Genomic DNA, 24,872 nt, shown 5'->3' on the forward strand with positions numbered 1-24,872 from the left:
TCCGCACCGCGGTCCCGCCGCACCGGGGCACCGCGGCGACAACTGATGCAGACACGAGTGGGGATCATGAGCGAACTTCCCTTGCGCGCCCAGCTGGCCTCTGCGCTGGGCAAGGGCGCGGCGTCGCTGTCCCGCGCGACCGGGCGCGGCGACGGCTCCGTCATCGGCGGCCGCGTGGCGCTGAAGGTCCAGCCCAACCTGCTGGCGCAGCTCGCCCGCGGTCGGCAGCTGGCCCTGGTCAGCGCGACCAACGGCAAGACCACGACGACGCGGCTCATCTCCGCCGCGCTGCGCGAGCTGGGCGAGATCGCCACCAACGAGCACGGCGCGAACATGCCCACCGGCCACATCACCGCGCTGGCGAGCAAGCCGGACGCCCGGGTGGGCGTGCTCGAGGTCGACGAGAAGTACCTGCCCCAGGTCATCCGGGAGACGCGCCCCGCGGTCACCGTGCTGATGAACCTCAGCCGCGACCAGATGGACCGCGCCTCCGAGATCAACCTGCTCGCCAAGAAGTGGCGGGACGTGCTGGGTACCAGCGAGACCCACGTCGTCGCCAACGCCGACGACCCGCTCGTCGCCTGGGCCGGGCTCGGCGCCCGGCACGCCACCTGGGTGGCCGGCGGGCAGCGCTGGAAGGAGGACTCCTGGTGCTGCCCGGAGTGCGGCGGCCACCTCAAGCGCGATCCCGACCCGCACTGGGAGTGCCCCGAGTGCGGCCTGCGCCGGCCGGAGGCCAGCTGGGCGGTCGACAGCGAGGCCGACACGGTGATCGACCCCAACGGCACCGCGCTCAAGCTCGGCCTGCACCTGCCCGGTGACGCCAACCGCTCCAACGCCGCGATGGCCATGGCCACCGCCGCCGCCTACGGCATCCACCCCAAGCAGTCGCTGCCGCGGCTGCAGGAGATCCGCTCGGTCGCCGGGCGGTACACGTCGGTGCACACGCACGGCGCCGAGGTGCGGCTGCTGCTCGCGAAGAACCCGGCCGGCTGGCTGGAGTCGTTCGCCGTCCTGGGCCCGCCGGACGTGCCGGTGCTGCTCTCGGTCAACGCCCAGATCCCGGACGGCAAGGACACCTCCTGGCTGTGGGATGTCGACTACACGGTGCTGCGCGGCCGCCGCGTGTTCGTGCTCGGCGAGCGCCGCACGGACCTGGCGCTGCGGCTGGAGACCGACGGCGTCGCGTTCGAGGTCGCCGACCGGGTCGACGACGTGGTGGCGCACCTGCGCGCGGAGCGGCCCGACCTCGCCAAGGTCGACGTGATCGCCAACTACACCGCGTTCCAGCAGATCCGCACCGCCTACGGGCGCATCCAGTAGGCGCCGCAGTGGAAGCGGCGCCAGCACCAACAGCACGGGCAGCGGGGGCGCCGGCCGCGGCCGTGCGGGGAGCCCCCGGTACCGGCGCACCGGCCGCAGTAGCCCGTCCGGCCCAGGAGAAGAGGCGGTTGCCATGACCGACACCAGCAGCGTCCTGCGCATCGTCTGGATCTACCCCGACCTGCTGAGCACCTACGGGGACCAGGGGAACGCGCTGGTGCTCCAGCGCCGCGCCGAGCTGCGCGGGATCCGCACCGAGATCGTCCAGGTGCTCTCCAGCGACCCGGTGCCCGTCGAGGGCGACATCTACCTGCTCGGCGGCGGCGAGGACCGGCCGCAGATCCTCGCGGCGCGGCGGCTGCGCGCCGACGGCGGCCTGAAGCGCGCCGCGGAGCAGGGCGCGGCCGTGCTCGCGGTCTGCGCGGGCTACCAGATCGTCGGCGAGAGCTTCGGCGACGACGAGGACCAGCCGCTGCCCGGAGTCGGCATCCTCGACGTGCGCAGCGGCCGGGGCGAGTCGCGGGCCGTCGGCGAGATCGTCGCCGACGTCGACCCGGCGCTCGGCGCGGGGCGCATCACCGGCTTCGAGAACCACCAGGGGCGCACGGCGCTGGGCCCGATGGCGCGGCCGCTGTCGCAGACCATCGCCGGCATCGGCAACGACGGCCAGACCGAGGGCGCCTACCAGGGCCAGGTGGTCGGCACCTACCTGCACGGTCCGGCGCTGCCCCGCAACCCCGCGCTGGCCGACATGCTGCTGCGCTGGCGCGTCGGGGAGATCGGCGCGCTGGAGCCGTCCTGGGGCGAGCGCCTGCACGAGGAGCGCCTCGCCGCGGTCCTGTCGCCCTGAGGAAGGCGCACCCGCACCGCACGCCGCAGAGCCCCGCCCACGTCTCCGGGCGGGGCTCTGCGGCGTGCGCAGGCCCTCCCGGGCCCGCTGGGCAGCGCCGCCCGGGCTTCCCCGGGCCGGGCCTGAGCCCGCGCGGGGCGAGGGGGCGGCCGGGCCGTGTCAGCGGCCGCGGGCCGCGCGCAGGCGGTCCTTGGCCTTGGCGCCGGTGTCGGGGGCGACGACGACCTCCTGGGCGGCGGCGACGCCGTCCACAGTGAGCTCGGCGTCGACCGGGACGTTCCGCTTCACCAGGGCCAGCGCGATCGGTCCGAGCTCGTGGTGGCGGGCTGAGGTGCCCACTGCGCCCACTGGACGGCCGTCGAGCTCGACCGCGGCACCGCGCTCCGGCAGGCGCTCCTCGGTGCCGTCCAGGTGCAGCATGACCAGCCGGCGCGGCGGCCGGCCCAGGTTCTCCACCCGCGCCACCGTCTCCTGGCCCGGGTAGCAGCCCTTGTCCAGGTGGACCGCCGTGCCGATCCAGCCCGCTTCGTGCGGGATGGTGCGCTCGTCGGTGTCCAGGCCCTGGCGGGGCTGGTGCGCGGCGATCCGGTCCGCCTCCCAGGCCCACAGCCCGGCCGCGCGGGCACCCGCCGCGGCCAGCGCGTCCGCCGCGGCGGCGAGCGCGGTGCGCGGGACGAACAGGTCGAGCGCACCGGTGGTGTCGGCGAGCGCGTCCGCGTCCGCGGCGGCCGCCTCGCCGGCGTCGTCCCGGCGCACCGGAACCCCGTCGAACACCTCCGGGGCCGCCGCGCGGGCCGCCGCCAGCACGGCGCCGCGCTCCGACCCGGCCAGGGTGAGCACCGCGCGCTCGGCGGTCAGGTCGGCGACCTCCACGCGCATCATGAACCGCATCCGGTCCAGGAAGCCCGCGAGGTCGGCGCCGTGCTCCGGCTCGGTGTGGATCCAGGTGGCCGCGCCGTCGTCGACGATCGACAGGTGGTGCTGCACCCGCCCGTTGGCGTCCATCAGCAGCGACTCGGTGGAGGTCTGCGGGGCCGCGCCCTCCAGCGCCTGGCTGGTGAGGCTGTGCAGCAGGGTGAGCCGGTCCGCGCCCGACATCCGCACGACGCCCCGGTTGGAGCGGTCGATCCAGGCGGCGGAGCGTTCGAGCGCACGGCCCTCCTGAGCGGGGTCGCCGTAGTGCGCGGCGACATCGGCATCCGGGGATTCGGCGGTGACCGCCCCGGGACGGCTCAGCAGCGGCGAAGTCATACCCCTCAGCCTATGCGGCCCCGGCGGGTGGCGACAGGCGCGGCCGCCGGGGCGGCGGCGGGTCGGAGCCGTGCTCCCGCCGGGGCGTCAGGAGGCCGCGGCCGCCGCGCAGTCTCCGCACTCGCCGAACACTGTGAGGTGCCGGGCATCGGCGCTGAACCCGGACTCGGCGGCGAGCCGGCGCACCATGTCGGCGGCCAGGTCCAGCGGTGCGTCGGCCACCCCGCCGCAGGAGCGGCAGACCACGTGCAGGTGGTCGGCCTCCTCGGCCAGGTGGTAGGAGGGCGCGCCGGCGCCCAGGTGCGTGTGCGTGACCAGGCCGAGGCGCTCCAGCAGGTCGAGCGTGCGGTACACGGTCGACAAGTTGAGGCCCTCGCCCACGCGCGCGTGGATCGCCTCCGGAGTGGCGTGCTCCAGGGCGCCCACGGCGTCCAGCACCGCGCGCCGCTGCGGGGTCACGCGGTACCCGCGGTCGCGCAGCTCCTGCTGCCAGCGGTGCCCGCTCGGTCCGGCCATGGCCCGAGTCTATGCGCCGCCCCGGTGCCCGCCGGGCCCCGGGGGAGGCCGGAGTTCGCGCACGGAAAAACCGCTTGCCCGGGCCCGGAGGGAGCGCATAGCGTCGTGACCACGCAGGAAAGGAGGTGGTCCGAGAAGTGAAGGCTTTTAGGACTAGCGAGGTGTCCGCCCGCTAGGGCGCACCACGGTTCGCCTCGGCGAATCCCCAGCGGACACCCGAACCCCCGGGAGGCCGGACCCAGTCCACCCGGCCCCGCCGCACGGCGGAGCATCCCCGGGGGTTCGTCCTGTCCGGGACCCCTTCGGCGCCGCGGCGCCCGGCACCGCTTCGGGGCGCCGCAGCCCGGGCCCGTCAGTCCTGTCAGGCCCGTCAGGCCCGTGAGCCCTGCTTGTCGGCGCGCTTGAGCTGGGCGGACATGTAGGAGCGGAGCCCGCTGCCCTGGGCGGCCATGTCCCAGGCGTAGCCGAGGGTTTCGCGGTCGTCGCCGAAGAGCCCGTAGAGGCGGTGGCCGGCGGTCACCTCGAGGCCCGTCTCGGTGTGCAGCACGGCGTCGGTGGACAGCTCCACGCGGTGGGCGAAGACGGAGCCGAGGTAGACCTCGGTGAAGCCCTCCGGGTGCGCGAAGAGCGCCTCGACGTGGATGGACGGTGCGTCCTCGGGCGTCCCCTCCGGGCGCTCGGTGCCCGCCGGGCGGGCCCGCCAGTAGCCGCTCTCCGAGGTGACGTATTCGCCCAGTGAGCCGTCCGGCTGCATGCGCCAGGCGCGCGCCCGGTAGGACAGGAACGGCCCTCCCTCGGCGGTGAACTCGACCACCTGGCCGAACTGGAACTCCTCGGTGCCCTCGTATCCGGCGACGCCGACGCCTTCCCAGCGGCCTACCAGGAACGACAGCTTCTCGAGATCGGGGTGGATTTCAGCCTGCATGGTGTCCGAGACTAGCGGCCACCGGCCGGTGGCGCGTCCGTCCGCGCCCTCGGGCCCCCGGTCCGGCGGGCGGCCGCGGCGCGGAACTGGTAGAGAAGACGCCATACACCGGTGGTCCGGCCGTTGCCCGCGCACCACGCGCGGCGGGCACAGTGCAGCGGCGGAGCGCAGTGCACGGCGGCGGCCCCTGGCCGCGGCCGGCACGGCGCCCGGAGCGCGCGCAGCGGGGACAGCGCCACCGGTGGTGCAACGCAGTGCAGATAGGCGGGGGGCCTCAATGCTGGTGGTCGGTGCGGCTCTCATCGTACTCGCGGCGGTGCTCGCCGTCGCGGCACTGCGCGCGGTGCGCCGCTATTCGGCGCACCGCGGGATCGAGGGCGTCCGGCCGCGGGCCCTGGCCGCCCGGGTCGGCGAGGACGTCCGGGTGCGCGGCACCGCGGTGCCCGGCCCGCAGGGCGGCTCCGAGTCGCGACTGGCCCGCGCCGACTGCGTCTGGCATGGCCACGAGGTGCTCCGGCACTACTGGTCGCCCGAACCGTCCGGAGCGGAGGCCGTGCGCGAGCGCCGCGCCGACTCGATCGCCGACTACGCCTCCGCAGAGGTGTTCTCGCTGGTCGGAGCCTCCGCGAGGGCCGGCGGCCACCCGGTGCTCGTGGATCCGTCCGACGCCGCTGTCGACGGCGTCGACCTGGCGCTGCAGCGCGTGGTGGGCCGTCCGCAGAAGGGCGTCCGTGCCCCCGCCGACGATCTCCTGCCGCGGGTCAAGGGCCGCATCTCCGGCCTCTTCCGGGGCGAGACCATCGAGTTCGAGTACCGCGAGTGGCTGATCCGCCCGGGCACCCCGGTGACCGTCGAGGGCCGCGTCGAACTCCGCTCCGGCCGCCCGGTCATCGCCGCCGCGCCCGGCGGCCGCCTCCGCATCACCGCCACCGAGACCGCCCCCGAACCCGCCGCCGCCCGCAGCGGCCGCCGCGCCCTCCTCCTCGGCGGCACGACACTCGCCTCGGCAACGGCCGGCCTGGCCCTCTTCCTCAGCGCGGTCTGAGCGGTCCGCCAGCCGCGCCGCCGGGGTTCTGCGGGACGGTTTCCGGGCGCGTGCGGACGCCGCTACGCTGGCCGGCATGACGCGCACGCTGGTGGTCAAGGTCACGGCCGGAGACGACGCTCCGGAGCGGTGCAACCAGGCGTTCACCGTCGCGGCGGCGGCCGTCGCCGCCGGGGCGGACGTCTCGCTCTGGCTGACCGGGGAGTCCGCCTGGTTCGCGGTGCCCGGGCGGGCCGAGGAGTTCGCGCTGCCGCATGCCGCGCCGCTGGCCGATCTGCTGACCGCGGTGCTGACGGCCGGCCGCGTCACCGTCTGCACGCAGTGCGCGGCCCGCCGCGACCTGGAGCAGGCCGACCTCCTGCAGGGCGTGCGCATCGCGGGCGCCCCCACCTTCGTCGAGGAGGCGCTCGCCGAGGGCGCCCAGGCGCTCGTCTACTGAGTCCGCGCCGCGCGGCGCCCGGACAGCAGTGCGCCCCGGCGGCCGCGGGGGCGGCCGCCGGGGCGCGGGGTCGGTGCTGCGGCTACTTCTTGGCGCCCTGGTTTTTGACGGCCTCGATGGCGGCGGAGGCCGCGGCCGGGTCGAGGTAGGTCCCGCCGGCGGTGAACGGGCGGAACGCGCTGTCCAGGTCGTAGACGAGCGGGATGCCGGTCGGGATGTTCAGCCCGGAGATCGCCTCGTCGGAGATCCCGTCGAGGTGCTTGACCAGCGCCCGCAGCGAGTTGCCGTGCGCCGCCACCAGCACCGTGCCGCCGTCGGCCAGCTCGGGCACGATCGCGTCGTAGTAGTAGGGCAGCATCCGGTCGACCACGTCGGAGAGGCACTCCGTGCGCGGCATCAGCTCCGGGGGGAGTTCGGCGTAGCGCGCGTCGCCGGCCTGCGAATAGCGGTCGCCGTCCTCGATCGGCGGCGGCGGGGTGTCGTAGGAGCGGCGCCAGACCATGAACTGGTCCTCGCCGTACTCCTCGCGCGTCTGCGCCTTGTCCTTCCCCTGGAGCGCGCCGTAGTGCCGCTCGTTCAGGCGCCAGGTGCGCCGCACCGGAAGCCAGTGCAGGTCGGCGGCGTCCAGCGCGATGTTGGCGGTGCGGATCGCCCGCTTCAGCAGCGAGGTGTGCACCGAGTCCGGCCGGATGCCCGCCTCGCGCAGCAGCTCACCGCCCTTGCGCGCCTCGCCCTCGCCGGCGGTGGAGAGGTCGACGTCCACCCAGCCGGTGAAGAGCCCCTCGGCGTTCCAGACACTTTCGCCGTGTCGTAGCAGTACAAGCTTGCCCATGCCGCTCAGCCTAGCGAGACCGGGCGGCCGGGCGCCCACCGCGGCACCGCCAGCGGGCGGTTACTCGCGGACCAGGTGCTCGAACGCCTTCAGGTTGCGCAGGCTCATCGCGTTCTGCTCGCGCCAGGCCCACTCGCGGCGGATCGCCGAGGCGAAGCCCAGTTCGAGTGCGGTGTTGAAGTTGTCGTCGGAGTAGGTGAGCACGCAGCCCAGCAGCCGGTCGACCTCCTCGGGCGTGATCGCGGACAGCGGCACCCGGCCGGTGAGGTAGACGTCGCCCGCCTCGTCGGCGGAGAACGCCATCCCGTAGGTTCCGGCGTTCTTCTGCAGCAGCCAGCGGTAGAAGCCGTCGGCGTTCTCGTCCGGCCGCCGGCAGAAGAACGACTTCACCAGCAGGCTGTGCTCGCCCACGTCGAGCCAGACCAGGGTCTTCAGCTTGCGCTGGCCGGGCAGCGTGACCAGGAACACGCCCGGCCGCGGCCGCTCGCACTCCAGCTCCGCCTCTGCGACGGCGCCGCTGATCGCCGCCGCGGCCCTCTCCTGCAGGTCCACGCTCACGCTCCCATTGCCGTTTCGGTGCCGCGCGCGCCCGGCGCCGCCGCGGAGGCGGGCTCCGCCGCGGCGCGGTAGGCGGTGAGGAGGCCGTCGGCCGTGGCCGACCAGCTGAGCCCGGCGGCGTGCGCGACGCCGGCCGCGCCCTGGGCGGCGCGCAGCCGCGGCCGGTCGATCAGGGTGCGCAGGGCGTCCGCGTAGTCGGCCGGGTCGTGCCCGGCGATGAGAGTGCCCGAGGAGCCGTCGGCGACCGCGGTGGGCAACCCGCCCACCCGGGCCGCGACGACGGGTGTGCCGCAGGCCTGGGACTCCACCGCGACCAGGCCGAAGGACTCCGAGTGCGACGGCACCACGGTCGCGGCGGCCGCCCGGTAGTAGTCGGCGAGCCGGTCGCGCGGCACCGGCGGCTCCAGCCGCACCAGGTCGGCGATGCCCAGGCTGCGGGCGAGCTCGGCCAGTCGGCGCGGTTCACCGGCGCCGCTGCCGGAGCGCCCGCCGACGACCGCCACCACCAGCCGCTCGCGCAGCGCGGGATCGTCCTCCACCATCCGCGCGGCGGCGCGCAGCAGCACGTCGGGCGCCTTGAGCCGCTGCACCCGGCCGACGAACAGCAGCAGCTCGGTGTCGGGGGCCAGGCCGATGCGGTGCAGTGCCGCGGCCCGGCTGCCGGGTGCGCCGTCGGGCGTGAACGCCTCCAGGTCGACCCCGGGCGGGACGACCGCCATCCGCGCCGGGTCGGCGCCGTAGTGCCGCTCCAGCTCGGCCGCCTCGTCGGCGGTGTTGGCGACCAGCAGGTCGGAGGAGCGCACCAGGTGGTCCTCACCGCGGACGCGCAGGTCCGGCTCTGGGGCGTCGCCCGCCGCCAGCGCTGCGTTCTTCACCCTGGCGAGGGTGTGCATCGACTGGACGAGCGGTACCCCCCACCGCTGGGCGACCGCCATGCCGGCCCGGCCGGACAGCCAGTAGTGGCCGTGCACGAGCGCGTAGTGCCCCGGATCGTGGTCGGCCTCGCTGCGCAGCACGCCGAAGGTGAAGGGGCAGAGGTGGCGGGCGAGCGCCAGCTTGTCGAGCGGCCCGTAGGGCCCGGCGGGGATGTGCCGCACGGTGGCGCCGTCGGCGATGTCCACCGCCGGCGGATGGTCGGCGGAGGTGGCGCGGGTGAAGACGTCGACCGCCGCGCCCCGCTCGGCGAGGCGGCGCGCCACTTCGACGATGTAGACGTTCATTCCGCCCGCGTCGCCGGTACCCGGCTGGTCGAGGGGGGAGGTGTGCATGCTCAGCATGGCGATGCGCATGCCGTCCGGCTCCACTTGCGTCTCGTCCCTTCCCGTCCGCCGGCGTTCCGCCCGGCGCGGAACCCTCACCGCACAACAGGGCGCGGTCACACGGTGTTCCCATGATGGACGGTCCGGCGCCGCGCCCCGGCAGCCGGGGGCCGCGGAGGGCCGCTCCGCGGCCGGCGCTAGCGTCCGGTGGACCAGCCCTCGGCGAGGAAGTCCACCGCCTCGGGGTAGGTCTTCTTCCACGTGTCGAAGGTGTGGCCGCCGGACGGCGTCAGCGTGTCCACCTCGATGTCGCGCTCGCGCAGCAGCTTCGCGAACCGCTTCGCCTCGCCGTGGATCGAGCCCTCCTGCAGCGGGGTGTGGTCCTCGTCGCCTTCGACGAGCAGGAACCGGATGTCCTTCGGCCCGGGGCTGCCGGTCTCGTCGATGAGCTGGTCGGGAGCGTGCGGGCCGGTGTCGTCGCCGAAGGTGCCGCTGGGGTCGTCCACCTTGAAGTAGCCGGCCCAGCTGACCGCCTGCGCGTACAGGTCCGGGTGGCGGAGCGGCAGTGCGGCGGCACCGTAGCCGCCCATGGAGAACCCGCCCATGGCCCGCAGCTCGCGCGGGCGGCGGTTGTTGCCCTCGACCGCGTCGATCGCCTTCTCCGTCACGAACGTCTCGATGCGGTAGTCGTCGTCGACGGCGTCGCCCCATTCGGTGTCGGCGCCGCCGGCCTCCTGGCCGAACGGGGCGGCGATGGTGAACTCGATGCCGGTGCGGCACATCTCCTCGTCCATCGCCTTGGCGACACCGGAGTCGACGATGTCCATGTGCGTGCCGGTGGAGCCGTGCAGCAGGTAGAGGACCGGCAGGTCGGCGCTGTCCGGGCCGGGCGGCCGGTGCACCCAGATGGGGCGGCCGTCCTCGGGCGCCGCCGGGTCGTCGACGCGCAGCACCTCGCTCTCGCCGGGCTTGTCGCACACGCCCACGGCGCCCGGCCGCGGGTGCACGCCCGGTGCGGCCGAGTTGGCCGGCGCCGCCGGTGCGGCGGGTGCCGCCGCGGCCGTCTGGGTGGCGGGCCCGCCGCCCTCGCCCTCACTGCGGACCACGGCCAGTGTGGCCGCGGTCGCTACGACGAGTGAAGAGGAGACCAGCACGGTCGCCCTGCGCGAAAGAGAGCTGAACACCGCATCCCTCAAGGTCCCGATGGTGGTGCACGTCCGACGGGTGGGTCACGGCGCGCGTGTCTCCCGTAACGGACGAATGGAATCTCACACAGTGTAATTGATGGTTGGTCGGGCGGAAGGGGCTCAGCGGTCGCGCCCGAGGGCGGCGGCGAACGCAGCGTACGCATCGGCGCCAAAGAGGACGAAGCGGACCTCGGTGAGCGAACCGGGCGCGCCGGAATGCGGGTCCGGCTCCGGCGCGTCGCGGGCACCGGATGCGCCCTCCGGGCCCCCGCCCCGCTCCTGCTCGGCCGCATACGCGCGCACGGCCCCGACGGCGATCTCGGCCGCCGAGTCCATCGGCCAGCCGTAGACGCCCGCCGACACCGCCGGGAAGGCGACCGTGCGCGCGCCCAGTTCCGCTGCGGTCCGCAGCGAGTTCCGGTAGGCCGCGGCCAGCTGCGCGGAGCGGTCCTCGCGGGCGCTGTACACCGGGCCCACGGTGTGCACCACCCACCGGGCCGGCAGCCGGCCCGCCGTGGTGGCGGCGGCCTCGCCGGTCGGCAGTCCGTCCCGCAGCCGCCCGGCCCGCAGCGCGCGGCACTCGGCCAGGATCTCCGGGCCGCCTGCACGGTGGATGGCGCCGTCGACGCCGCCACCGCCGAGCAGGGCCGAATTGGCGGCGTTGACCACCGCGTCCACGTCCTGCTCGGTGATGTCGCCCCGGACCAGGGTGATCTCCATGGCTTCCGGCCCTCCCTGCAACGCGTTCCGGTACGGCGGCGCCGTGCCCGGTTTCCGTTCCGCCGCCCCTGCGGTTCTACCCCTACCCCGGCTGCCCCGCCCGGCGCCGGGGCCGCACCGGCCCCGCGGGCACCGGGCTCCGGCGGCCGCCGCCGGAGCGGCGGGGCCACCGCCCCGGTGCCCGGCGCGGCCTGGTCGGAAGCCGCGCCGGAGGCGCCGGGCGCGGCGCGCGGGCGCGCACGGGAGGCCCTGCGCTGCAGGGGGACCGGGCACTGCGCCGGGGGTGCCACGAGGGGTAGTACTACCGGGCGTAGACTCACCACCATGAATCGGCTCGGCGACCTTGAACGCGCGGTTATGGAGGTACTGTGGCAGCGAAGCGAGCCAATGACGGTCCGCGAAGTGGGACGCGCCCTCGCTGAACGCGATCTCGCACACACGACCGTCATGACGGTTCTCGACCGCCTGGCGAAGAAGGGCGTCGTCGACCGTGCTCGCGAGGGTCGAGCGTGGAAGTACCGTCCGGCGGCCAGCCGGGAGAACTACGTCTCCGAGTTGATGTTCGACGCGCTCGGTCAGACCGGTGACCGCGACGCCGCACTCGCGGCCTTCGTCCGCTCGATGAACGAGGACGAGGCCGAGGCACTGCGGCGCGCACTCGGAGATGTCGACGAGCCAAGGACGTAGCCCTATGGTCAGTGCCGCTCTGCTTGCTGCGATCGCGGTCGGCTGCTTTGCAGCCGCGGCACGGCTCCGTCGGGCCGATTGGCCCTCCCGCGGCCCCTACGTGGCCGTGATCGCCTGGCAGGCGCTCGGCCTCGCCTGGGGCGTCTCCACCATCGGCGCACTCCTCGCCTTCGGCCTCCAGGCGTACGGCGTGGGCGTGCTGCACGGCATCTCCGCCCTGTGGAGCGATGCCGCGGCCAACGGCCTGCGGCTCACCGGCGCCGCGGAGAGCCCGTTCGGCCCGGTCCAGATCACCGCGATCCTCGTCGCGGTGGGCCTCACCCTGCTGCTCTTCTGCTGCCTGATGGTGTCCTTCGCGCACGTGGTCCGCACCCGGCGCCGCCACCACGACCTGCTCCAGCTGGTCGGGCGGGACGACCCCGGCGTGCCCGGGGCGCGCATCCTGGACCACCCCACCGCCGCGGCCTACTGCCTGCCCGGAGTGCTGCGCTCGGAGGTCGTGGTCAGCGCGGGCGCCCTGCAGGTGCTCGACGAGCGCGAGCTGGCCGCCGTCATCGCCCACGAGCACGCGCACCTGCGCCAGCGCCACGACCTGGTACTGCTCCCGTTTTCCTCGCTGAAGCGCGCCTTCCCGCGGGTGCGCATCATGGAGTCCTACTACCGGACGGTCTCCCTGCTCATCGAGATGTGCGCGGACGACCAGGCCCGCCGCGAGCGCTCGCCGAAGGAGCTCGCGACCGCGCTGATGCGGGTCGGCGCCAGCCGGATCGAAGCGCCCGCCGGCACCCTCGCAGCCACCGCCGAGCACGCCGATGTGGTGGCCCGGGTCAACCGGCTGCTCCGCCCCGGCCGGGCCCTCACCCGCGGCCAGAGCGCCGGAGTGCTCGCCGCCGCGGCCCTGCTGATGTCGGCCACCACCACCCTGTGGCACCTGCCCATGTAGCCGCCGGCCCGTTCCCCGGCCGCGCCGGCCGGGTAGGAGGCCGTGTGAGTCCGCCCTCGTCGGTGCCGCGTCCGGGCACCTCCGGCGCCGTTCGCGCGTTGTGCCGGAGACGAGGTCCCTGGGGACGAGTGCGATACGCAGCGGGAGTGTGGCAGCGGCAATGATGGTCGACGCGGGATTCGGACTGCTCATGCACGCGATCTACATCGCGATCTTCGCGGTGTCGCTGTTCGCCCTCATCGAGGCGCTGCGCACCCCCGCCCAGGCGTTCCCGGCCATGGACAAGCAGACCAAGCCGCTCTGGCTGGCCATTCTCGGCGTCGCCGCCCTGCTGTCCATGATGGCGGCGTTCAGCGGCAGCGGCATGCTGACCTTCCTGGCCCTCATCGCCGCCCTGATCTTCATCCTCGACGTGCGCCCCGCGGTCCGCAGCGCCGGGCGCAACGACGGCCCCTACGGCCCCTGGTAGCCGGCCGGCGGGCCGCCCTCCTCCGCCGTTCCGGCCGGACCGGTGCCCGGCAGCACCGCGTCCACCGCGTGCCGGACCGCGTCGGCGTAGGCGGGGTCCTGGACGTAGAACGAGTGGCCGAGGACCTCCGGCTCCAGCGCCTCGCCGGCGGCCGGCCCGTAGCGGCGCGGGTCGGGGAGCGGCTCCTCCGGCGGCACCAGGCGCAGCCCGGCCGCGGTCGCGCCGGATACGGCTGCGGGAGCGGTGGCCGGCGCAGCCGCCTGGACCGTGCCGCCCGTGCCCGTGCCCGGGGCCGCAGCGCCGGTGAGCGATGCCTGGTAGACCGGGCCGCCGATCGCGTCGGTGGACCGCCACAGGTTCCGCCAGGAGGCCACCCGCCGCTCGATGTCGGCCAGTGCCACCGGCCCGAAATGGGCCGGGAAGTAGCGGGAGTAGAGCCGGGACAGCGGCGAGCCGTGCGTCACCAGGGCCACCCGCGGCCTGCACCGCCCCGGCAGCTGCCAGACCGCGGCCGCTGCCAGCACCGAGCCCTGCGAGTGTCCGGACAGCACCACGCCGGCGCCGGAGTCCGCCACGGCCGCGGTGCGCGCCACCAGCTGCGGGACCGCCCGCTCGGCGTAGGACGGCGGAGCGAGCGGGTGCGCGGCCCGCGGCCAGAACGTCCCGATGTCCCACAGCACGCCGAGGCCCTGGCGCATCGGCCGGTTCCGGTAGGCCGAGGCGCCCACCCACACCAGTGCCGCCAGCAGCAGGCCGCCCAGCCAGGAGCCGGCGTTCACGCCGAACGTCACCGCGTCCTGCACGGCCTGCGCCGCGCCGCTGGTGAACGCCGCCGGACCGTCCGGCAGGCCCGCCGAGCCCACCGGGTCCGCGGTCAGCCGGCCGGTCCACAGCGCGGCGCCGACGAGCAGCGCCAGCGCCGCGGCCGGCAGCATCAGGGCGGCCAGGCAGGCCGGCAGCGTCTCGGTCATCGCCCCAAGGGCGCGCGCCCGCGCGATGTCGCGGGTGCGCCGGGCGTGCTGCGGACGCCCGTAGGCGCGGGCGACCGAGGGCAGCGCCCGGCGGGTGCGGCGGTGCACGGACAGTGCGAGCGCGGCGGCCGCGCACAGGGCGATCGCGGCCTCCATCGTGAACGCGAGCTGGAGCCAGGAGAAGGCGCCCGGCACGTGCAGCACGATGCAGCCGTTGTCCTCCGCCCCCGGGTAGTAGCAGCCGCCGAGCAGCCCGGCCACCTGGTAGACGACCGCCGCGGTGAACACGCCGCCGAGGAGCAGGCCGAGGGCGGTGGCCGCCGGTCCGGCCTGGCCGCGCAGCGCGCACGAGCCGCGGGCGCCGCTGCGCAGGTACAGGACGGCCGCAGCGGCCGCCATCACCAGGACCAGCACGCACTGCAGCGCGAACAGGCCGTTGAGCGCCACCGCGTAACCGGGGAGCCGGCCCGCCTGCTCCCAGTCCTCCCGCGGAACCAGCAGGTAGAGGGAGGTGGCCGCGAAGAGCGCGAGGGCGGCGTTGCGCAGCTGCGTGCAGGCCGCGTCGGCGCTCCGGTTCCACCGGTCGGCGGTCGCCGGCACCAGCACCAGCACTGCGCCGAGTACCAGCACCGCGGCCGATGCGGCCGCGAGCACCAGCCCGGCGACGGCGGCGGGGGTGAGGTCGCCGGCGCTGAGCGGGGTGCCGGACGGCGGGATGCGGGTGAGGATGTCGCCGGTCAGCACGCCGCCCGCGGGCACGTTCCCGGCGGCGTCGGCCGCGTCGTAGAGGAGCGGCGGAACCGCCATGAGCAGGGCTACGGCGGCGACGGCCACGGCGATGTGCGCGGACCGCAGCCGGCCCAGGACCGTGCTGTTCCGCCAGAAGTCGGGGTCGCTGAGCGGCGCCTCCGCCGACGGCGACGGGTCGGCGCCGCGGGCCCGGGCATCGTAGACCGCGGAGGTGCGCCGGGACAGCCGCCAGAGCAGCGCCAGCACCGCCACCGGCAGCAGCGCCCCGACGAGCAGTGCCGGCCCCGGGTCGGCCAGCCAGCCCCCCGGCGCGGCGACCATGCCCAGCAGCGGGCGCAGCTCGGCGCAGCGCATCCCGTATCCGGCGCACTGCCAGGCCACCAGGTCCATCCCGATGCCGGCGGCGGCCAGCGCCAGCAGCGCTGTGAGGCTCACCGCGAGCAGCCGCACTGCCGAGCCGTACACCCGGTCGGCGCTGCGGTGCAGCGGCCCCGCGCCGGCCAGGTCGCCCGGCACCCCGGGGCGCATCCAGTAGGCGATGTTGACCAGCATGAACGGGAGCAGCAGCAGCCAGAGGGCGCGCGAGGCGCGGCCGGAAGTGAGGTTGCCCCAGGCGAAGATCTCCCGGTGCACGCCCGGCACCACCTCGGTGTCGGAGCGCCGGCGCCACCGGAAGAACCCGGACAGCCCGTCGCCGCCGACGCGCACCGCAGGCTCGACGTCGAGCAGCTCCTCGGCCTGGCCGCCGCTGACCCCGTGGATGCGCAGCTCCCGCACCGGCAGTGCCGCGCCGCCGGGAGCGGCGGCCAGCGGTCCGGGCCGCCGCGGTGAGGCCTCGGGCGCACCGGTTCCCGCGGCGCCGCCTGCTGGAGCGGCGGGCTGTCCGGCCGCTTCACCGGCCCCGGGCGCCGCGGCCCCGCCGGCGCCCGCACCGCTGCAGTCCGGAGTGCCGCCGGCGCCGCTGCCGGTACCAGCGCTGCCGCCGGCAGCGGGATCGGCGGTGGGGCGGGGGGATGCGGAGGGATGCGGGGGGCGCTCGTCCACCATGCTGCGGATTCTCGCACGGCGCCTTACTGTGCGCAGTGCCCTGGAGACGATCCGCAGCCCGCTGCCGCCGGCCGGCCGGCGCTGGAGGGGCCGGGCGCGGCCCCTCGCGGGGAGATGGCGGGGAGGGCGATCAGGAGACCAGGCCGCTGCTGGCCGTCCAGGTGTTGCAGGCGCCGGGGGACTGCTGCTGGAAGCCGTGCTCGATCCAGGTGCGGCTGTTCTCCGCTGACCCGTGGGTGCGGTCGGACGGCGGGCCGTCGGCGCGGTCCGCGGTGGCCTCGGCGTCGTCCAGCATCAGCGCGACATCGCCGTCGTCCAGCGGGTAGGTCACCTGCACCGAGCCGAGGAAGACTCCGGCGAAGCAGTTCGCCTGCAGTTCGGAGCGGCGCGTCCAGGTGTTCTTCGCCGCTTCGCCGGACTCCTGGCCGCGCTGCTCGTGGTAGTACTCCAGCAGCCCCGCCTCGCCCTGCACGTGGTGGGCGTACTCGTGGGCGAGCAGCGACGCGTAGACCACGCCGTTCGGCTCGTTCTTCCACTTCTCCACCACGTCGCTGGTGCCGATGTAGATGCCCAGGCTGGTCCGGCAGTAGAACGCGCCCGCCGCCGAGGGGTACTCCCGGCACGGGCTCGACCCGGCCTCCTCCCAGAACACCCGGTCGGGCGGCCGGTAGGGCAGCCCGGCCTTGGCGAACTGGGTCTCCCACGCGTAGTCGAGGCAGTCGGCGACGGTGTCCAGGAAGCCCTCCACCGAGGCCGGGTCGGCCACGTCGAGCTCGGGCACCGGGCAGGGCAGCGGCGACAGCCGCCCGGACTCGTACAGCGGGTTGTCGAGCAGCGCCTCCTCGCCGCTGGGCCGGCCGGGCAGCCGGTCGGGCGCGCCCGCCGCGTCGGCGTCGGGGCGCTGCGGCTCGGTCCCGGTCGCGCCCGTCACCGACCAGGCGAGCACCGCGAGGGCGACGACGGCCGCGGCGAGGGCGGCGTACAGCGCGCCGCGGCCCCGGCGCCTCGGCCGCTCCGGCGGCGGCGCCCAAGAGGGAGGCCGGTATGCCGGCTGGTAGCCCGGTTCCACGTTCCCCCGCTTCTCAGCCGACCACGTCCTCGCCCGCGCTCCAGGTGTTGCAGGCCGCCGGGTCGCCCCGGTCCAGGCCGTGCGCGGTCCACATGCCGCCGTTCTCCGGCGATCCGTGGGTCCGCTCCTCGGGGTCGTAGTCGCCCCGGCGCTCGGCGTCTTCGAGGATATTCCCCTCCTCTTCGGCGCCGAGCGGGAAGGTCCCGGCGACCGAGCCGAGGAAGACGCCGCCCAAGCAGTTGGCCTGCAGCTCGCTGCGGCGGCTCAGCATGCCCTGGCGCTCGGGGTCCCCGGTGGCGCCGGAGGCGGCGTGGAAGTAGCCGAGGATACCGGCCTCGCCCTGCACATGGTGTGCGTACTCGTGGCTCAGCAGGAACGTGTACGCCTCGGGGTGCTCGGTCTCGCCCGAGCTCTCCACGATGTGCTCGACGCCCAGGTAGAGGCCCTTGTTGGCCTGGCAGTAGAAGGCCGCGGAACCGTCGGCCGGGAAGTTTCCGCACGGGCTCTGCCCGGAGGCGTACCAGAAGACCCGGTTCGGCGGCTCGAAGGCCATCCCGCTGCCGGTGAAGTGCTCGCGCCAGGCCGTGTCCAGGCAGTCGCTCATCTCGTGGAGGAACGCCTCCATCGACTCCGCGTCCCCGGGCTCCAGCTCCGGCGCCGGGCAGGTCACTTCCTTCAGCTCGCCGGTCGAGTACAGCGGGTTCGCCTCCAGCACCCCCTCGCCGGACGGCGCCGCCGCGTTCTCCTGCAGCTCCGCACCGGGCTGCAGGCGCGTCTCCGGGCCGCCGTCGAACAGCGCGGACACGCTCAGGAACCCCGCGAGCCCCACCGAGCACAGACCGGTGACCATGACCAGCACCACACCGGTGGACAGCCGCGATCGGCGGTGCCGCAGGCGGAGCGGCGCCAGCTGCGGGGGAAGCGCCCGCCCCGCCGTCCGGAACCGGCTTACCGAGTCGACCATGCGGGGGATCCACCTCCTCCGCGGCCCTGGGCAGGGCCGCTATCGCTGCACCCCGACGATTATGGCGGGTATGCGGAGCTTGCGCCGCACCGGAGCAGCACCGGGCGGCCGGGGCCCGTGCGCACGGCCCGCTGCCGCGGCCGGGGAGGGAGACCCGGCGAGCCGATAAGCTCGCCCCCGACATCGAGCGGCGGCGAGCGACGGGGACGGCAGCGGTGGGCGCAGCGGGAACGGTGAAGCGGGCTGCGGCCCTGGTACTGGCGCTGGCCGCCGGCACCGCGGCCGCGATCGCCCCGGCTGCCGCGGCGCCGCGCGACGGCGGAGACGGCAGCGCGCCGCCGGCGCCGCACTCGGTCCCGCCGTCCGGATCCTCCGGCACGGTCAACCACATCGCGGTCACCGTGGACGAGAACGGCGTCCTCAACGTCCGCGAGACCCTCTCCTTCGGCGAGGAGGCCGCCCCCGAGTTCACCCGCTCGCTCGCCGTCCGCGAAGGCTTCGACGCGACCTACGACCGGCTCTTCGAGGTCTCCGGCGTCACCGCCGGCTCCGACGCCGGCGAGGTCGGCGTGGAGACCGACGAGCACGACGGCGTCCTCGACATCGTGCTCGACCGCGGCGACGTCGCAACCGCCGTCCTCGACTACCGGGTCACCGGCGCGCTGGAGGAGATCGAGGGCGGCGTCGAGCTGGAGTGGACGCCGGTCGCCGGCTACAGCGAGCCGGTCGAGCAGACCTCGGTGCAGATCGACGCGCCGCAGCCGCCGCGCGCGCTGAGCTGCTCGGCCGGCGACCCGCGCAGCTCCATCTACTGCACCTCCTCCGACATGGGCGGCCACGAGGCGCTGACCGCGCGCTTCCTCCAGGTGGACATGGTGCCCGGCGAGCGGTTCTCCGTCGTCGCCGCCTACCCCGAGGGCACCGCGAAGGCGGAGCCCGTGCTGGAGCGGCCCTGGTCGCTCAGCTCGGCGTTCGCGGTCACCCCGGTCACCGGGTCGGTCTTCGGCGTGCTGCTGCTCGGCCTGCTCGGCGGCCTGGCCGCCCTCATCCGGCTGCGCGGGCAGGAGGAGCGCGCGCTGCGCGAGGAGTCCGGCGCCGCGACCAACGCGCCGCTGGAGTCCGGCCCCGACGCCGGACTGAGGTTCCGCCCGCCGGACGGCGTGCATCCGGGCCAGATCGGCACCCTGATGGACGGCCAGGCCGACGTGGTCGACATCGCGGCCAGCGTGGTGGACCTCGCGGTGCGCGGCCACTTCACCATCGAGGAGCTGCCGCACGAGAACGCGGCCGTGGACTGGGTGCTGTCCAAGCGGGTCCCGCCCGCCGACGAGGAACTGCTGCCCTACGAGAGCCAGCTCATCGAGGCGCTGTTCGAGCGGCGGGTCCGGGTGCGGCTGTCGCACCTGCACCGGTTCGGGTTCGGCCGGCGGCTCAGCGGCGTCCGCGACGAGCTGTACCGGGACATGGTGCGGCTGAAGTGGTTCGCCAACCGCCCCAACGTCGAGCGCAACCGCTGGGCCACCGCCGGCATCGCGCTGACCGTGGGCGGCGTCGCGGTCACGGTCCTGCTGGCCGCGTTCACCCAGGCGGCGTTCACCGGCCTGGCGGTCGTCATCGCCGGTGCCGCGCTCACCGTGGGCGCCCAGTACATGCCCTCCCGCACCACCAGGGGCAGCCAGGTCCTCGCCCACACGCTCGGGTTCCGCGCGTTCCTGATGAGCGCGGAGGCCGAGCACGTGCCGGAGCAGCGGCGGGTGGAGCTCTTCTCCCGCTACCTGCCCTACGCCGTCATCTTCGACAACGTCGACCGGTGGGCCGCGGTGCTCGCCGCCGCGGGCGCCGGCGAGGAGCAGGCGGAAGGGGCGGAGCAGGCCAGCCCGCTGGGCTGGTACACCGGGCCGAGCGACTGGGACGTCGCCGACTTCGCCGAGTCCATCACCGCGTTCACACTGACGCTGTCCGGTGTCATCGCCGGCTCGCGCCAGTTCGGTGCGCTGGACTGACACCGGCCCCGCCCCGCGCGGAACCGGCAGGGGGCGACCGCAGAAGCACGACAGAGAGGGGAGCAGGCCCATGCGCGCGGTACTGCAGCGGGTCAACGGGGCCTCGGTCACCGTGGACGGGCGGACCGTGGGGGCGATCGAGGGCGAAGGGCTGCTCGCGCTCGTCGGTGCCACCCATACCGACACCGAGGCCGAGGCGCGCAAGCTCGCCGAGAAGATGTGGCGGCTGCGCATCCTCGAGGGCGAGCGGTCCTGCGCCGACGCGGGCGCGCCGCTGCTCGTCGTCAGCCAGTTCACCCTCTACGGCGACGCGCGCAAGGGCCGCCGGCCCACCTGGCAGGCCGCGGCGCCCGGGCATGTCGCCGAGCCGCTCGTCGACCGGGTGGTGGCGGAACTGCGCACCCTCGGCGCGGAGGTCGCCACCGGCGAGTTCGGCGCGCAGATGGCGGTCGGGCTGACCAACGACGGCCCGTTCACAGTCCTGCTGGAGATCTGAGCCGGCGCCCGGGCCGGACGCCCGGAGCCGCGCAGTGCCGCCCGCGCACCGGCCTGCGGCGCGACGGGGGCCTGCGCCTGCTCCGGCTTACTCTGCGCCGGGCTCGAACTTGTAGCCCAGGCCGCGCACGGTGACGATGAAGCGCGGCACGGCCGGGTCGCTCTCGATCTTGGCGCGGAGCCGCTTCACGTGGACGTCGAGCGTCTTGGTGTCGCCCACGTAGTCGGCGCCCCACACCCGGTCGATGAGCTGCATCCGGGTCAGCACCCGGCCGGCGTTGCGCAGCAGCACCTCCAGGAGCTCGAACTCCTTGAGCGGCAGCTGCACCTGCTCGCCGCGCACCGTCACCACGTGCCGCTCCACGTCCATCCGCACCGGGCCGGCCTCCAGCGCGGCCGGTGCGACCGCCTCCTCCTCGCCCTGCCGGCGCAGCACCGCGCGGATCCGCGCCACCAGCTCGCGCGAGGAGAACGGCTTGGTCACGTAGTCGTCGGCGCCCAGCTCCAGGCCGACGACCTTGTCGATCTCGCTGTCCTTGGCGGTGAGCATGATGACCGGCACGTTCGAGCGCTGCCGCAGCGTCCGGCACACCTCGGTGCCGGACAGGCCCGGCAGCATCAGGTCGAGCAGGACCAGGTCGGCGCCGCTCTGGTCGAACTGCTCCAGGGCCACCGTGCCGGTTGGGGCGACGCTGACCTCGAACCCCTCCTTGCGGAGCATGTACGACAGGGCATCGCTGTAGGATTCCTCGTCCTCAACGACGAGTACGCGCGTCACTTCTCCGGCCTCCCGATCGGTTCGGCTGCATCCCCGGCCGATGCACCCGCATCGGCCGGCGCACCCCGGTCCGGGGTCTCAGGGCGGGGCAGCCGCAGAGTGAACGTCGACCCCGACCCCTCCTTGCTCCACACGGTCACTTCACCGCGGTGGTGCGTCATGATGTGCTTCACGATGGCCAGGCCCAGCCCGGTCCCGCCGGTGGCGCGGCTGCGCGCCGCGTCCACCCGGTAGAAGCGCTCGAAGATGCGCTCCAAGTCCTGCGGCGGGATCCCGATCCCCTGGTCGGCCACGCTCAGCTCGACGGACTGCTCGGTCATCTCCGCGGTCACCGAGATCCGGGTCTGCTGGGGGCTGTAGGCCACCGCGTTCGCCACGAGGTTGCGCAGCGCCGTCACCAGCAGGCCCTCATCGCCCAGCACGGCCAGCCCGGACGCAGCCCCGCGGGCCAGTTCGATCTGCTTGGCGCCCGCGGCGGTGCGCACGGTCTCCAGGGCCTCCTCGACCACGTCGTCGATGTCCACCTCGCCCGGTTCCGCCATCGGCTCGGCGCCCTGGATGCGGGAGAGGGTGATGAGGTCCTGGATGACGTTGGTGAGGCGGGCGGCCTCCTGCTGCATCCGCTCGGAGAACTTGCGCACGGCCTCCGGGTCGTCGCTCGCGTCGGTGATCGTCTCGGCCAGCAGCGAGAGCGCTCCGACCGGCGTCTTCAGTTCGTGGCTGATGTTGGCGACGAAGTCGCGCCGGACGGCGTCCACGCGCAGCCGCTCGCTCTGGTCCTCGGCCAGCACCAGCACCAGGCCGGTCCCGCCGAGCGGGGCGACCCGCACCGCGAAGGTGGTGGCGTCCGGGCCGAAGCGGCGCATCTCGACTTCGATCTCGGTCTCCCGGATCACGCCGTCCCGGCGCACCTGCCGGGCGAGCGCCAGCAGGTCGCCGATGACAAGCTCCTCGCCGCGCACCAGCCCGTAGGCGCGCGCGGCGGAGCTCGCCCGCAGGACGCGGTCGGCGGGGTCGAGGACGACGGCGGAGGAGGGCAGCGCAGTGAGCACCTCGGCGGTGCCCGGGGGGAGCTCGCTGGTCTGGGGTGGAGGATGGACGGGGGATCGCCTGCTGCGGGCCCGCTGGATGGCGAGCCCGGCGCAGAGGCCGCCGACCAGCGCCGCGAGGGCGATGGCAGCGGTCAGGATTTCGCCTTGCACGCTTCGATCGTAAGCGGACAGAACCGGGCGGTACCCCCGTGACCATGTGTTACAACCGAGGTTCCGCGAGAGTTCACCATTCCGTGGACAAGCCTTCAACCAGCAGCTGGGACGATTGAGACCATGCGCGACACCTACCACGAGGAGCTCGACGCCCTCAGCGGCCGGCTGGTCGAAATGACGCGGCTGGCCCGGCACGCCATTGCACGGGCAACCACCGCCCTGCTGGACGCCGACCTCTCGGCCGCCCAAGAGGTCATCTCCGGCGACGAGGAGATCAACCGCCTGGACGAAGAGATCGAGGTGAGCGCGTTCGACCTGATGGCGCGGCAGCAGCCGGTCGCGGCCGACCTGCGCGCCATCATCACCTCGCTGCACATGGCCGGCGACCTGGAGCGGATGGGCGACCACGCGGTGCACATCGCCAAGATCGCCCGCCGCCGCCACCCGGACTCCGCGATCCCCGCCGAGCTGCGCTCGATCGTCCTGGAGATGGGCCACCAGGCGGAGCTGCTCGTCATCAAGGCGGGCGAGGTCGTGGCCAACCGGGACGCCGACACCGCACTCGAACTCGACGCCGACGACGACCGGATGGACAAGCTGCGGCGCAAGCTGCTGCGCCGGATCCTGGCGCCCGAGTGGGGCCACGGCGTTGAAGCCACGATGGACGTCACCCTGGCCGGCCGCTTCTACGAGCGGTTCGGCGACCACGCGGTGCACGTCGCCGACAACCTCGTCTACATGGTGACCGGCGAGAAGCCGAAGGACTACGAGCCCGAGGCGTGACCCGGCGCAGCTGACGCCGCCAGCTGGCCTGACCGGATAGACCGCCCCGCCGCACCGCGGCGGGGCGGTCGTGTGTCCGGGTCGCGTTTCGGCGCGGGTCCCGGCGCCGGCCGGGCGGGGGCGCCCGGGGGTAAAACGCAGCGGAAAAGGCGCGTCGCGGGGCTGTATACAGTTCCCGAAATGCGATCCGCCGAAAATGTGATGTTCATCACACTCGAACGGGGCGTCAATCGGCTTGGTCGCGGCGTTATAGCCGGTGTAGGGCGAAGTCTCGCCCGATCGGCGCGGTGGAGGCTGGTCGGCGGGGCCGGGGCCGATTCCCCTTGCAGGGCGTCACCGGCGCATGCCGGAGTTCCCCGCGTACGACCGGGTGGAACGCCGTCTGGGCGGGGTTGCGGGGTCGTGCGCGACCACCGGGACACGCCTTTGTCAAGACCCAGAATCCGGCGTTGACCTGCACGGACGTAAACAGAATAGGTACGTTAAGTCACGGATTCGTGGTACCCTTGGGGTAGCGGAAGGGGTACTTGCCACATGACTTTCAAGGTCGGCGACACCGTTGTCTACCCCCATCATGGGGCTGCTCGTATCGAGGCGATTGAGAATCGCACCATTAAGGGCGAGGAAAAGATGTACCTCGTCCTTCGTGTGGACAAGGGCGATCTCACGGTACGCGTGCCCGCCGCGAACGCTGAAGAAGTCGGCGTTCGCGACGTGGTGGGGCAGGACGGGCTGGAGCGTGTCTTCGAGGTGCTGCGCGCCCCGCACACCGAGGAGCCAACGAACTGGTCGCGGCGGTACAAGGCGAACGTCGAGAAGCTCGCCTCGGGCGATGTGAACAAGGTGGCCGAGGTCGTCCGCGACCTCTGGCGGCGCGACCGGGAGCGCGGGCTCTCGGCCGGAGAGAAGCGCATGCTCGCCAAGGCGCGGCAGATTCTGGTGAGCGAACTCGCGCTTGCGGAGAAGACCAACGAGGACAAGGCGGAGGCACTTCTCGACGAGGTTCTCACCTCCTGAGCATCTTCTTCGCCGCATTCGTCACAGCGCAGTATTCATGAGGACGAAAAGCATTTTCCATTGATGCAGACAATGCCACGGGTGGGCGTCGGTACCGACGTCCACCCGCTTTCTTCTGGCCGCACCCTCCATCTCGCCGGGCTGGAATGGCCGGGCGAGACCGGGACCGAGGGCCATTCCGACGGCGACGTCGCCGCACACGCGGCATGTGACGCTCTGTTCTCCGCCTGTGGCTTGGGCGATCTTGGGGCCCATTTCGGGACTTCCGAACCACGGTGGAAAGGTGCGTCCGGTATCGCCTTGCTGGCCGAGTCCGCGGCCCGCGTACGCGCCGCCGGATTCGCGATCGGCAACATCGCGGTCCAGATCATCGGCAACCGCCCGAAGTTCGCGCCGCGCCGCGCCGAGGCCGAGCAGGCCCTCTCCGCGGCGGCCGGCGCCCCGGTCAGTGTCTCCGCCACCACCACGGACGGCCTCGGCCTCACCGGCCGCGGCGAAGGCATCGCCGCAGTCGCCACGGCCCTGTGCGTGCCCGCGGAACCCGCGGAATAGCGCCCGCTGCTCGGGGCCGGGCCCAGAGCCGTCCGAGAGCCGCCGGCCCGGCCGCGTCACACCGGGAACGCGGCCCGCTCGCGGCGCACGAACTCCTCCAGCGGCGCTGCGGACCGCCCGAGCAGCGCCCGGACGTCGCCGGTCACATCCGCGGCGGCCCCCGCCGCGAGATCGGCCACCAGTTCCCGCAGGCCGGCGGCGAAGTGCTCCCGGCGCCCCGGGCGCGGGCCTGTG

At 74.3% G+C, this 24,872-nt stretch carries 26 protein-coding genes; 12 read left to right on the forward strand and 14 right to left on the reverse strand.

The genetic code is table 11. The annotated features are described in order from the left end of the window. Positions 1 to 66 precede the first annotated feature (66 nt). Together ACYVGT_RS08655 and ACYVGT_RS08660 are read left to right on the forward strand one after the other, a co-directional pair. Entirely contained in the window at positions 67 to 1,323 is a 1,257-nt protein-coding gene (locus ACYVGT_RS08655; protein ID WP_460855934.1) for a MurT ligase domain-containing protein, read from the forward strand. A 133-nt stretch (positions 1,324 to 1,456) separates the two neighbouring features. After that, positions 1,457 to 2,173 carry a type 1 glutamine amidotransferase gene (locus tag ACYVGT_RS08660; RefSeq protein ID WP_460855935.1) on the forward strand — a complete coding sequence of 239 codons (717 nt, stop codon included), beginning with the start codon at positions 1,457 to 1,459 and terminating at the stop codon, positions 2,171 to 2,173. Positions 2,174 to 2,332: 159 nt separating this feature from the next. On the opposite strand, the gene ygfZ is transcribed toward ACYVGT_RS08660, so the two are convergent. The 3 genes from ygfZ to ACYVGT_RS08675 form a co-directional block, all read right to left on the reverse strand. Further along, the gene (ygfZ, locus tag ACYVGT_RS08665) at positions 2,333 to 3,424 is read right to left on the reverse strand and encodes a CAF17-like 4Fe-4S cluster assembly/insertion protein YgfZ (protein WP_460855936.1); all 1,092 of its coding nucleotides are present in this window, start codon (positions 3,422 to 3,424) and stop codon (positions 2,333 to 2,335) included. 87 nt (positions 3,425 to 3,511) lie between these two features. Then, positions 3,512 to 3,940: a Fur family transcriptional regulator gene (locus ACYVGT_RS08670; RefSeq protein ID WP_460855937.1), complete on the reverse strand. Its 429-nt coding sequence runs from the start codon at positions 3,938 to 3,940 to the stop codon at positions 3,512 to 3,514. A gap of 370 nt (positions 3,941 to 4,310) precedes the next feature. Further along, positions 4,311 to 4,865 carry a nitrobindin family protein gene (locus tag ACYVGT_RS08675; RefSeq protein WP_460855938.1) on the reverse strand — a complete coding sequence of 185 codons (555 nt, stop codon included), beginning with the start codon at positions 4,863 to 4,865 and terminating at the stop codon, positions 4,311 to 4,313. A gap of 277 nt (positions 4,866 to 5,142) precedes the next feature. Here ACYVGT_RS08675 and ACYVGT_RS08680 point away from each other — a divergent pair, with 277 nt between their 5' ends. Both ACYVGT_RS08680 and ACYVGT_RS08685 read left to right on the forward strand, forming a co-directional pair. Continuing rightward, a complete protein-coding gene (locus tag ACYVGT_RS08680; RefSeq protein ID WP_460855939.1) occupies positions 5,143 to 5,910 on the forward strand; it encodes a GIDE domain-containing protein in 768 nt (255 codons plus the stop codon). Positions 5,911 to 5,986: 76 nt separating this feature from the next. Further along, a complete protein-coding gene (locus tag ACYVGT_RS08685; RefSeq protein WP_460855940.1) occupies positions 5,987 to 6,349 on the forward strand; it encodes a DsrE family protein in 363 nt (120 codons plus the stop codon). A gap of 82 nt (positions 6,350 to 6,431) precedes the next feature. Here the strand turns inward: ACYVGT_RS08685 and ACYVGT_RS08690 are convergent, their stop codons facing one another. The 5 genes from ACYVGT_RS08690 to ACYVGT_RS08710 form a co-directional block, all read right to left on the reverse strand. After that, positions 6,432 to 7,181, reverse strand: coding sequence for a phosphoglyceromutase (locus ACYVGT_RS08690; RefSeq protein WP_460855941.1), 750 nt, complete (start codon positions 7,179 to 7,181; stop codon positions 6,432 to 6,434). A gap of 60 nt (positions 7,182 to 7,241) precedes the next feature. Beyond that, positions 7,242 to 7,739 (reverse strand): YbjN domain-containing protein, encoded by a 498-nt coding sequence (locus ACYVGT_RS08695; RefSeq protein WP_460855942.1) that lies wholly within the window; start codon positions 7,737 to 7,739, stop codon positions 7,242 to 7,244. Further along, on the reverse strand, positions 7,736 to 9,028 hold the full coding sequence (mshA, locus tag ACYVGT_RS08700) for a D-inositol-3-phosphate glycosyltransferase (RefSeq protein ID WP_460855943.1): 1,293 nt from the start codon (positions 9,026 to 9,028) through the stop codon (positions 7,736 to 7,738). Before mshA ends, ACYVGT_RS08695 begins: the two co-directional genes overlap by 4 nt. A 167-nt stretch (positions 9,029 to 9,195) precedes the next feature. Continuing rightward, positions 9,196 to 10,182: an alpha/beta hydrolase gene (locus ACYVGT_RS08705; protein WP_460856005.1), complete on the reverse strand. Its 987-nt coding sequence runs from the start codon at positions 10,180 to 10,182 to the stop codon at positions 9,196 to 9,198. Between the two features lie 123 nt (positions 10,183 to 10,305). Then, the gene (locus ACYVGT_RS08710; RefSeq protein WP_460855944.1) at positions 10,306 to 10,905 is read right to left on the reverse strand and encodes an O-acetyl-ADP-ribose deacetylase; all 600 of its coding nucleotides are present in this window, start codon (positions 10,903 to 10,905) and stop codon (positions 10,306 to 10,308) included. Between the two features lie 324 nt (positions 10,906 to 11,229). On the opposite strand from ACYVGT_RS08710, the gene ACYVGT_RS08715 reads away from it, so the two are divergent. The 3 genes from ACYVGT_RS08715 to ACYVGT_RS08725 all read left to right on the forward strand — a co-directional run bounded on the left by ACYVGT_RS08715 (position 11,230) and on the right by ACYVGT_RS08725 (position 13,004). Then, on the forward strand, positions 11,230 to 11,592 hold the full coding sequence (locus ACYVGT_RS08715; protein ID WP_460855945.1) for a BlaI/MecI/CopY family transcriptional regulator: 363 nt from the start codon (positions 11,230 to 11,232) through the stop codon (positions 11,590 to 11,592). A 4-nt stretch (positions 11,593 to 11,596) separates the two neighbouring features. Next, on the forward strand, positions 11,597 to 12,535 hold the full coding sequence (locus tag ACYVGT_RS08720; RefSeq protein WP_460855946.1) for a M56 family metallopeptidase: 939 nt from the start codon (positions 11,597 to 11,599) through the stop codon (positions 12,533 to 12,535). A 163-nt stretch (positions 12,536 to 12,698) separates the two neighbouring features. Beyond that, on the forward strand, positions 12,699 to 13,004 hold the full coding sequence (locus ACYVGT_RS08725; protein ID WP_460856006.1) for a DUF2516 family protein: 306 nt from the start codon (positions 12,699 to 12,701) through the stop codon (positions 13,002 to 13,004). On the opposite strand, the gene ACYVGT_RS08730 is transcribed toward ACYVGT_RS08725, so the two are convergent. The 3 genes from ACYVGT_RS08730 to ACYVGT_RS08740 all read right to left on the reverse strand — a co-directional run bounded on the left by ACYVGT_RS08730 (position 12,989) and on the right by ACYVGT_RS08740 (position 17,805). After that, positions 12,989 to 15,772 (reverse strand): hypothetical protein, encoded by a 2,784-nt coding sequence (locus ACYVGT_RS08730; RefSeq protein WP_460855947.1) that lies wholly within the window; start codon positions 15,770 to 15,772, stop codon positions 12,989 to 12,991. The two genes, ACYVGT_RS08725 and ACYVGT_RS08730, sit on opposite strands and share 16 nt — an antisense overlap. Before the next feature lie 130 nt (positions 15,773 to 15,902). Next, complete coding sequence (locus ACYVGT_RS08735; protein WP_460855948.1) at positions 15,903 to 16,841, reverse strand: neutral zinc metallopeptidase; 939 nt, start codon at positions 16,839 to 16,841, stop codon at positions 15,903 to 15,905. Positions 16,842 to 16,854: 13 nt separating this feature from the next. Continuing rightward, positions 16,855 to 17,805, reverse strand: a complete 951-nt coding sequence (locus tag ACYVGT_RS08740; protein ID WP_460855949.1) for a neutral zinc metallopeptidase — start codon at positions 17,803 to 17,805, stop codon at positions 16,855 to 16,857. A 215-nt stretch (positions 17,806 to 18,020) separates the two neighbouring features. On the opposite strand from ACYVGT_RS08740, the gene ACYVGT_RS08745 reads away from it, so the two are divergent. Next, positions 18,021 to 19,808 carry a DUF2207 domain-containing protein gene (locus ACYVGT_RS08745; protein ID WP_460855950.1) on the forward strand — a complete coding sequence of 596 codons (1,788 nt, stop codon included), beginning with the start codon at positions 18,021 to 18,023 and terminating at the stop codon, positions 19,806 to 19,808. Between the two features lie 70 nt (positions 19,809 to 19,878). Further along, positions 19,879 to 20,304 carry a D-aminoacyl-tRNA deacylase gene (dtd, locus tag ACYVGT_RS08750; protein WP_460855951.1) on the forward strand — a complete coding sequence of 142 codons (426 nt, stop codon included), beginning with the start codon at positions 19,879 to 19,881 and terminating at the stop codon, positions 20,302 to 20,304. An 87-nt stretch (positions 20,305 to 20,391) separates the two neighbouring features. Here the strand turns inward: dtd and ACYVGT_RS08755 are convergent, their stop codons facing one another. Then, on the reverse strand, positions 20,392 to 21,081 hold the full coding sequence (locus ACYVGT_RS08755; protein ID WP_460855952.1) for a response regulator: 690 nt from the start codon (positions 21,079 to 21,081) through the stop codon (positions 20,392 to 20,394). After that, entirely contained in the window at positions 21,078 to 22,268 is a 1,191-nt protein-coding gene (locus ACYVGT_RS08760; protein WP_460856007.1) for a sensor histidine kinase, read from the reverse strand. The genes ACYVGT_RS08755 and ACYVGT_RS08760 overlap by 4 nt, the downstream gene beginning before the upstream one ends. A gap of 138 nt (positions 22,269 to 22,406) precedes the next feature. Here ACYVGT_RS08760 and phoU point away from each other — a divergent pair, with 138 nt between their 5' ends. The 3 genes from phoU (at position 22,407) to ispF (ending at position 24,638) form a co-directional block, all read left to right on the forward strand. After that, complete coding sequence (gene phoU / locus ACYVGT_RS08765; protein ID WP_460855953.1) at positions 22,407 to 23,069, forward strand: phosphate signaling complex protein PhoU; 663 nt, start codon at positions 22,407 to 22,409, stop codon at positions 23,067 to 23,069. A gap of 534 nt (positions 23,070 to 23,603) precedes the next feature. Next, complete coding sequence (locus ACYVGT_RS08770) at positions 23,604 to 24,086, forward strand: CarD family transcriptional regulator (protein ID WP_460855954.1); 483 nt, start codon at positions 23,604 to 23,606, stop codon at positions 24,084 to 24,086. Positions 24,087 to 24,158: 72 nt separating this feature from the next. After that, positions 24,159 to 24,638, forward strand: a complete 480-nt coding sequence (gene ispF / locus ACYVGT_RS08775; protein WP_460856008.1) for a 2-C-methyl-D-erythritol 2,4-cyclodiphosphate synthase — start codon at positions 24,159 to 24,161, stop codon at positions 24,636 to 24,638. A gap of 56 nt (positions 24,639 to 24,694) precedes the next feature. Here ispF and ACYVGT_RS08780 read toward each other — a convergent pair whose 3' ends face one another. Beyond that, the gene (locus tag ACYVGT_RS08780) at positions 24,695 to 24,817 is read right to left on the reverse strand and encodes a hypothetical protein (RefSeq protein WP_460855955.1); all 123 of its coding nucleotides are present in this window, start codon (positions 24,815 to 24,817) and stop codon (positions 24,695 to 24,697) included. Positions 24,818 to 24,872: the final 55 nt, after the last annotated feature.

The sequence above is a fragment of the Nocardiopsis coralliicola genome (genome assembly GCF_054779695.1).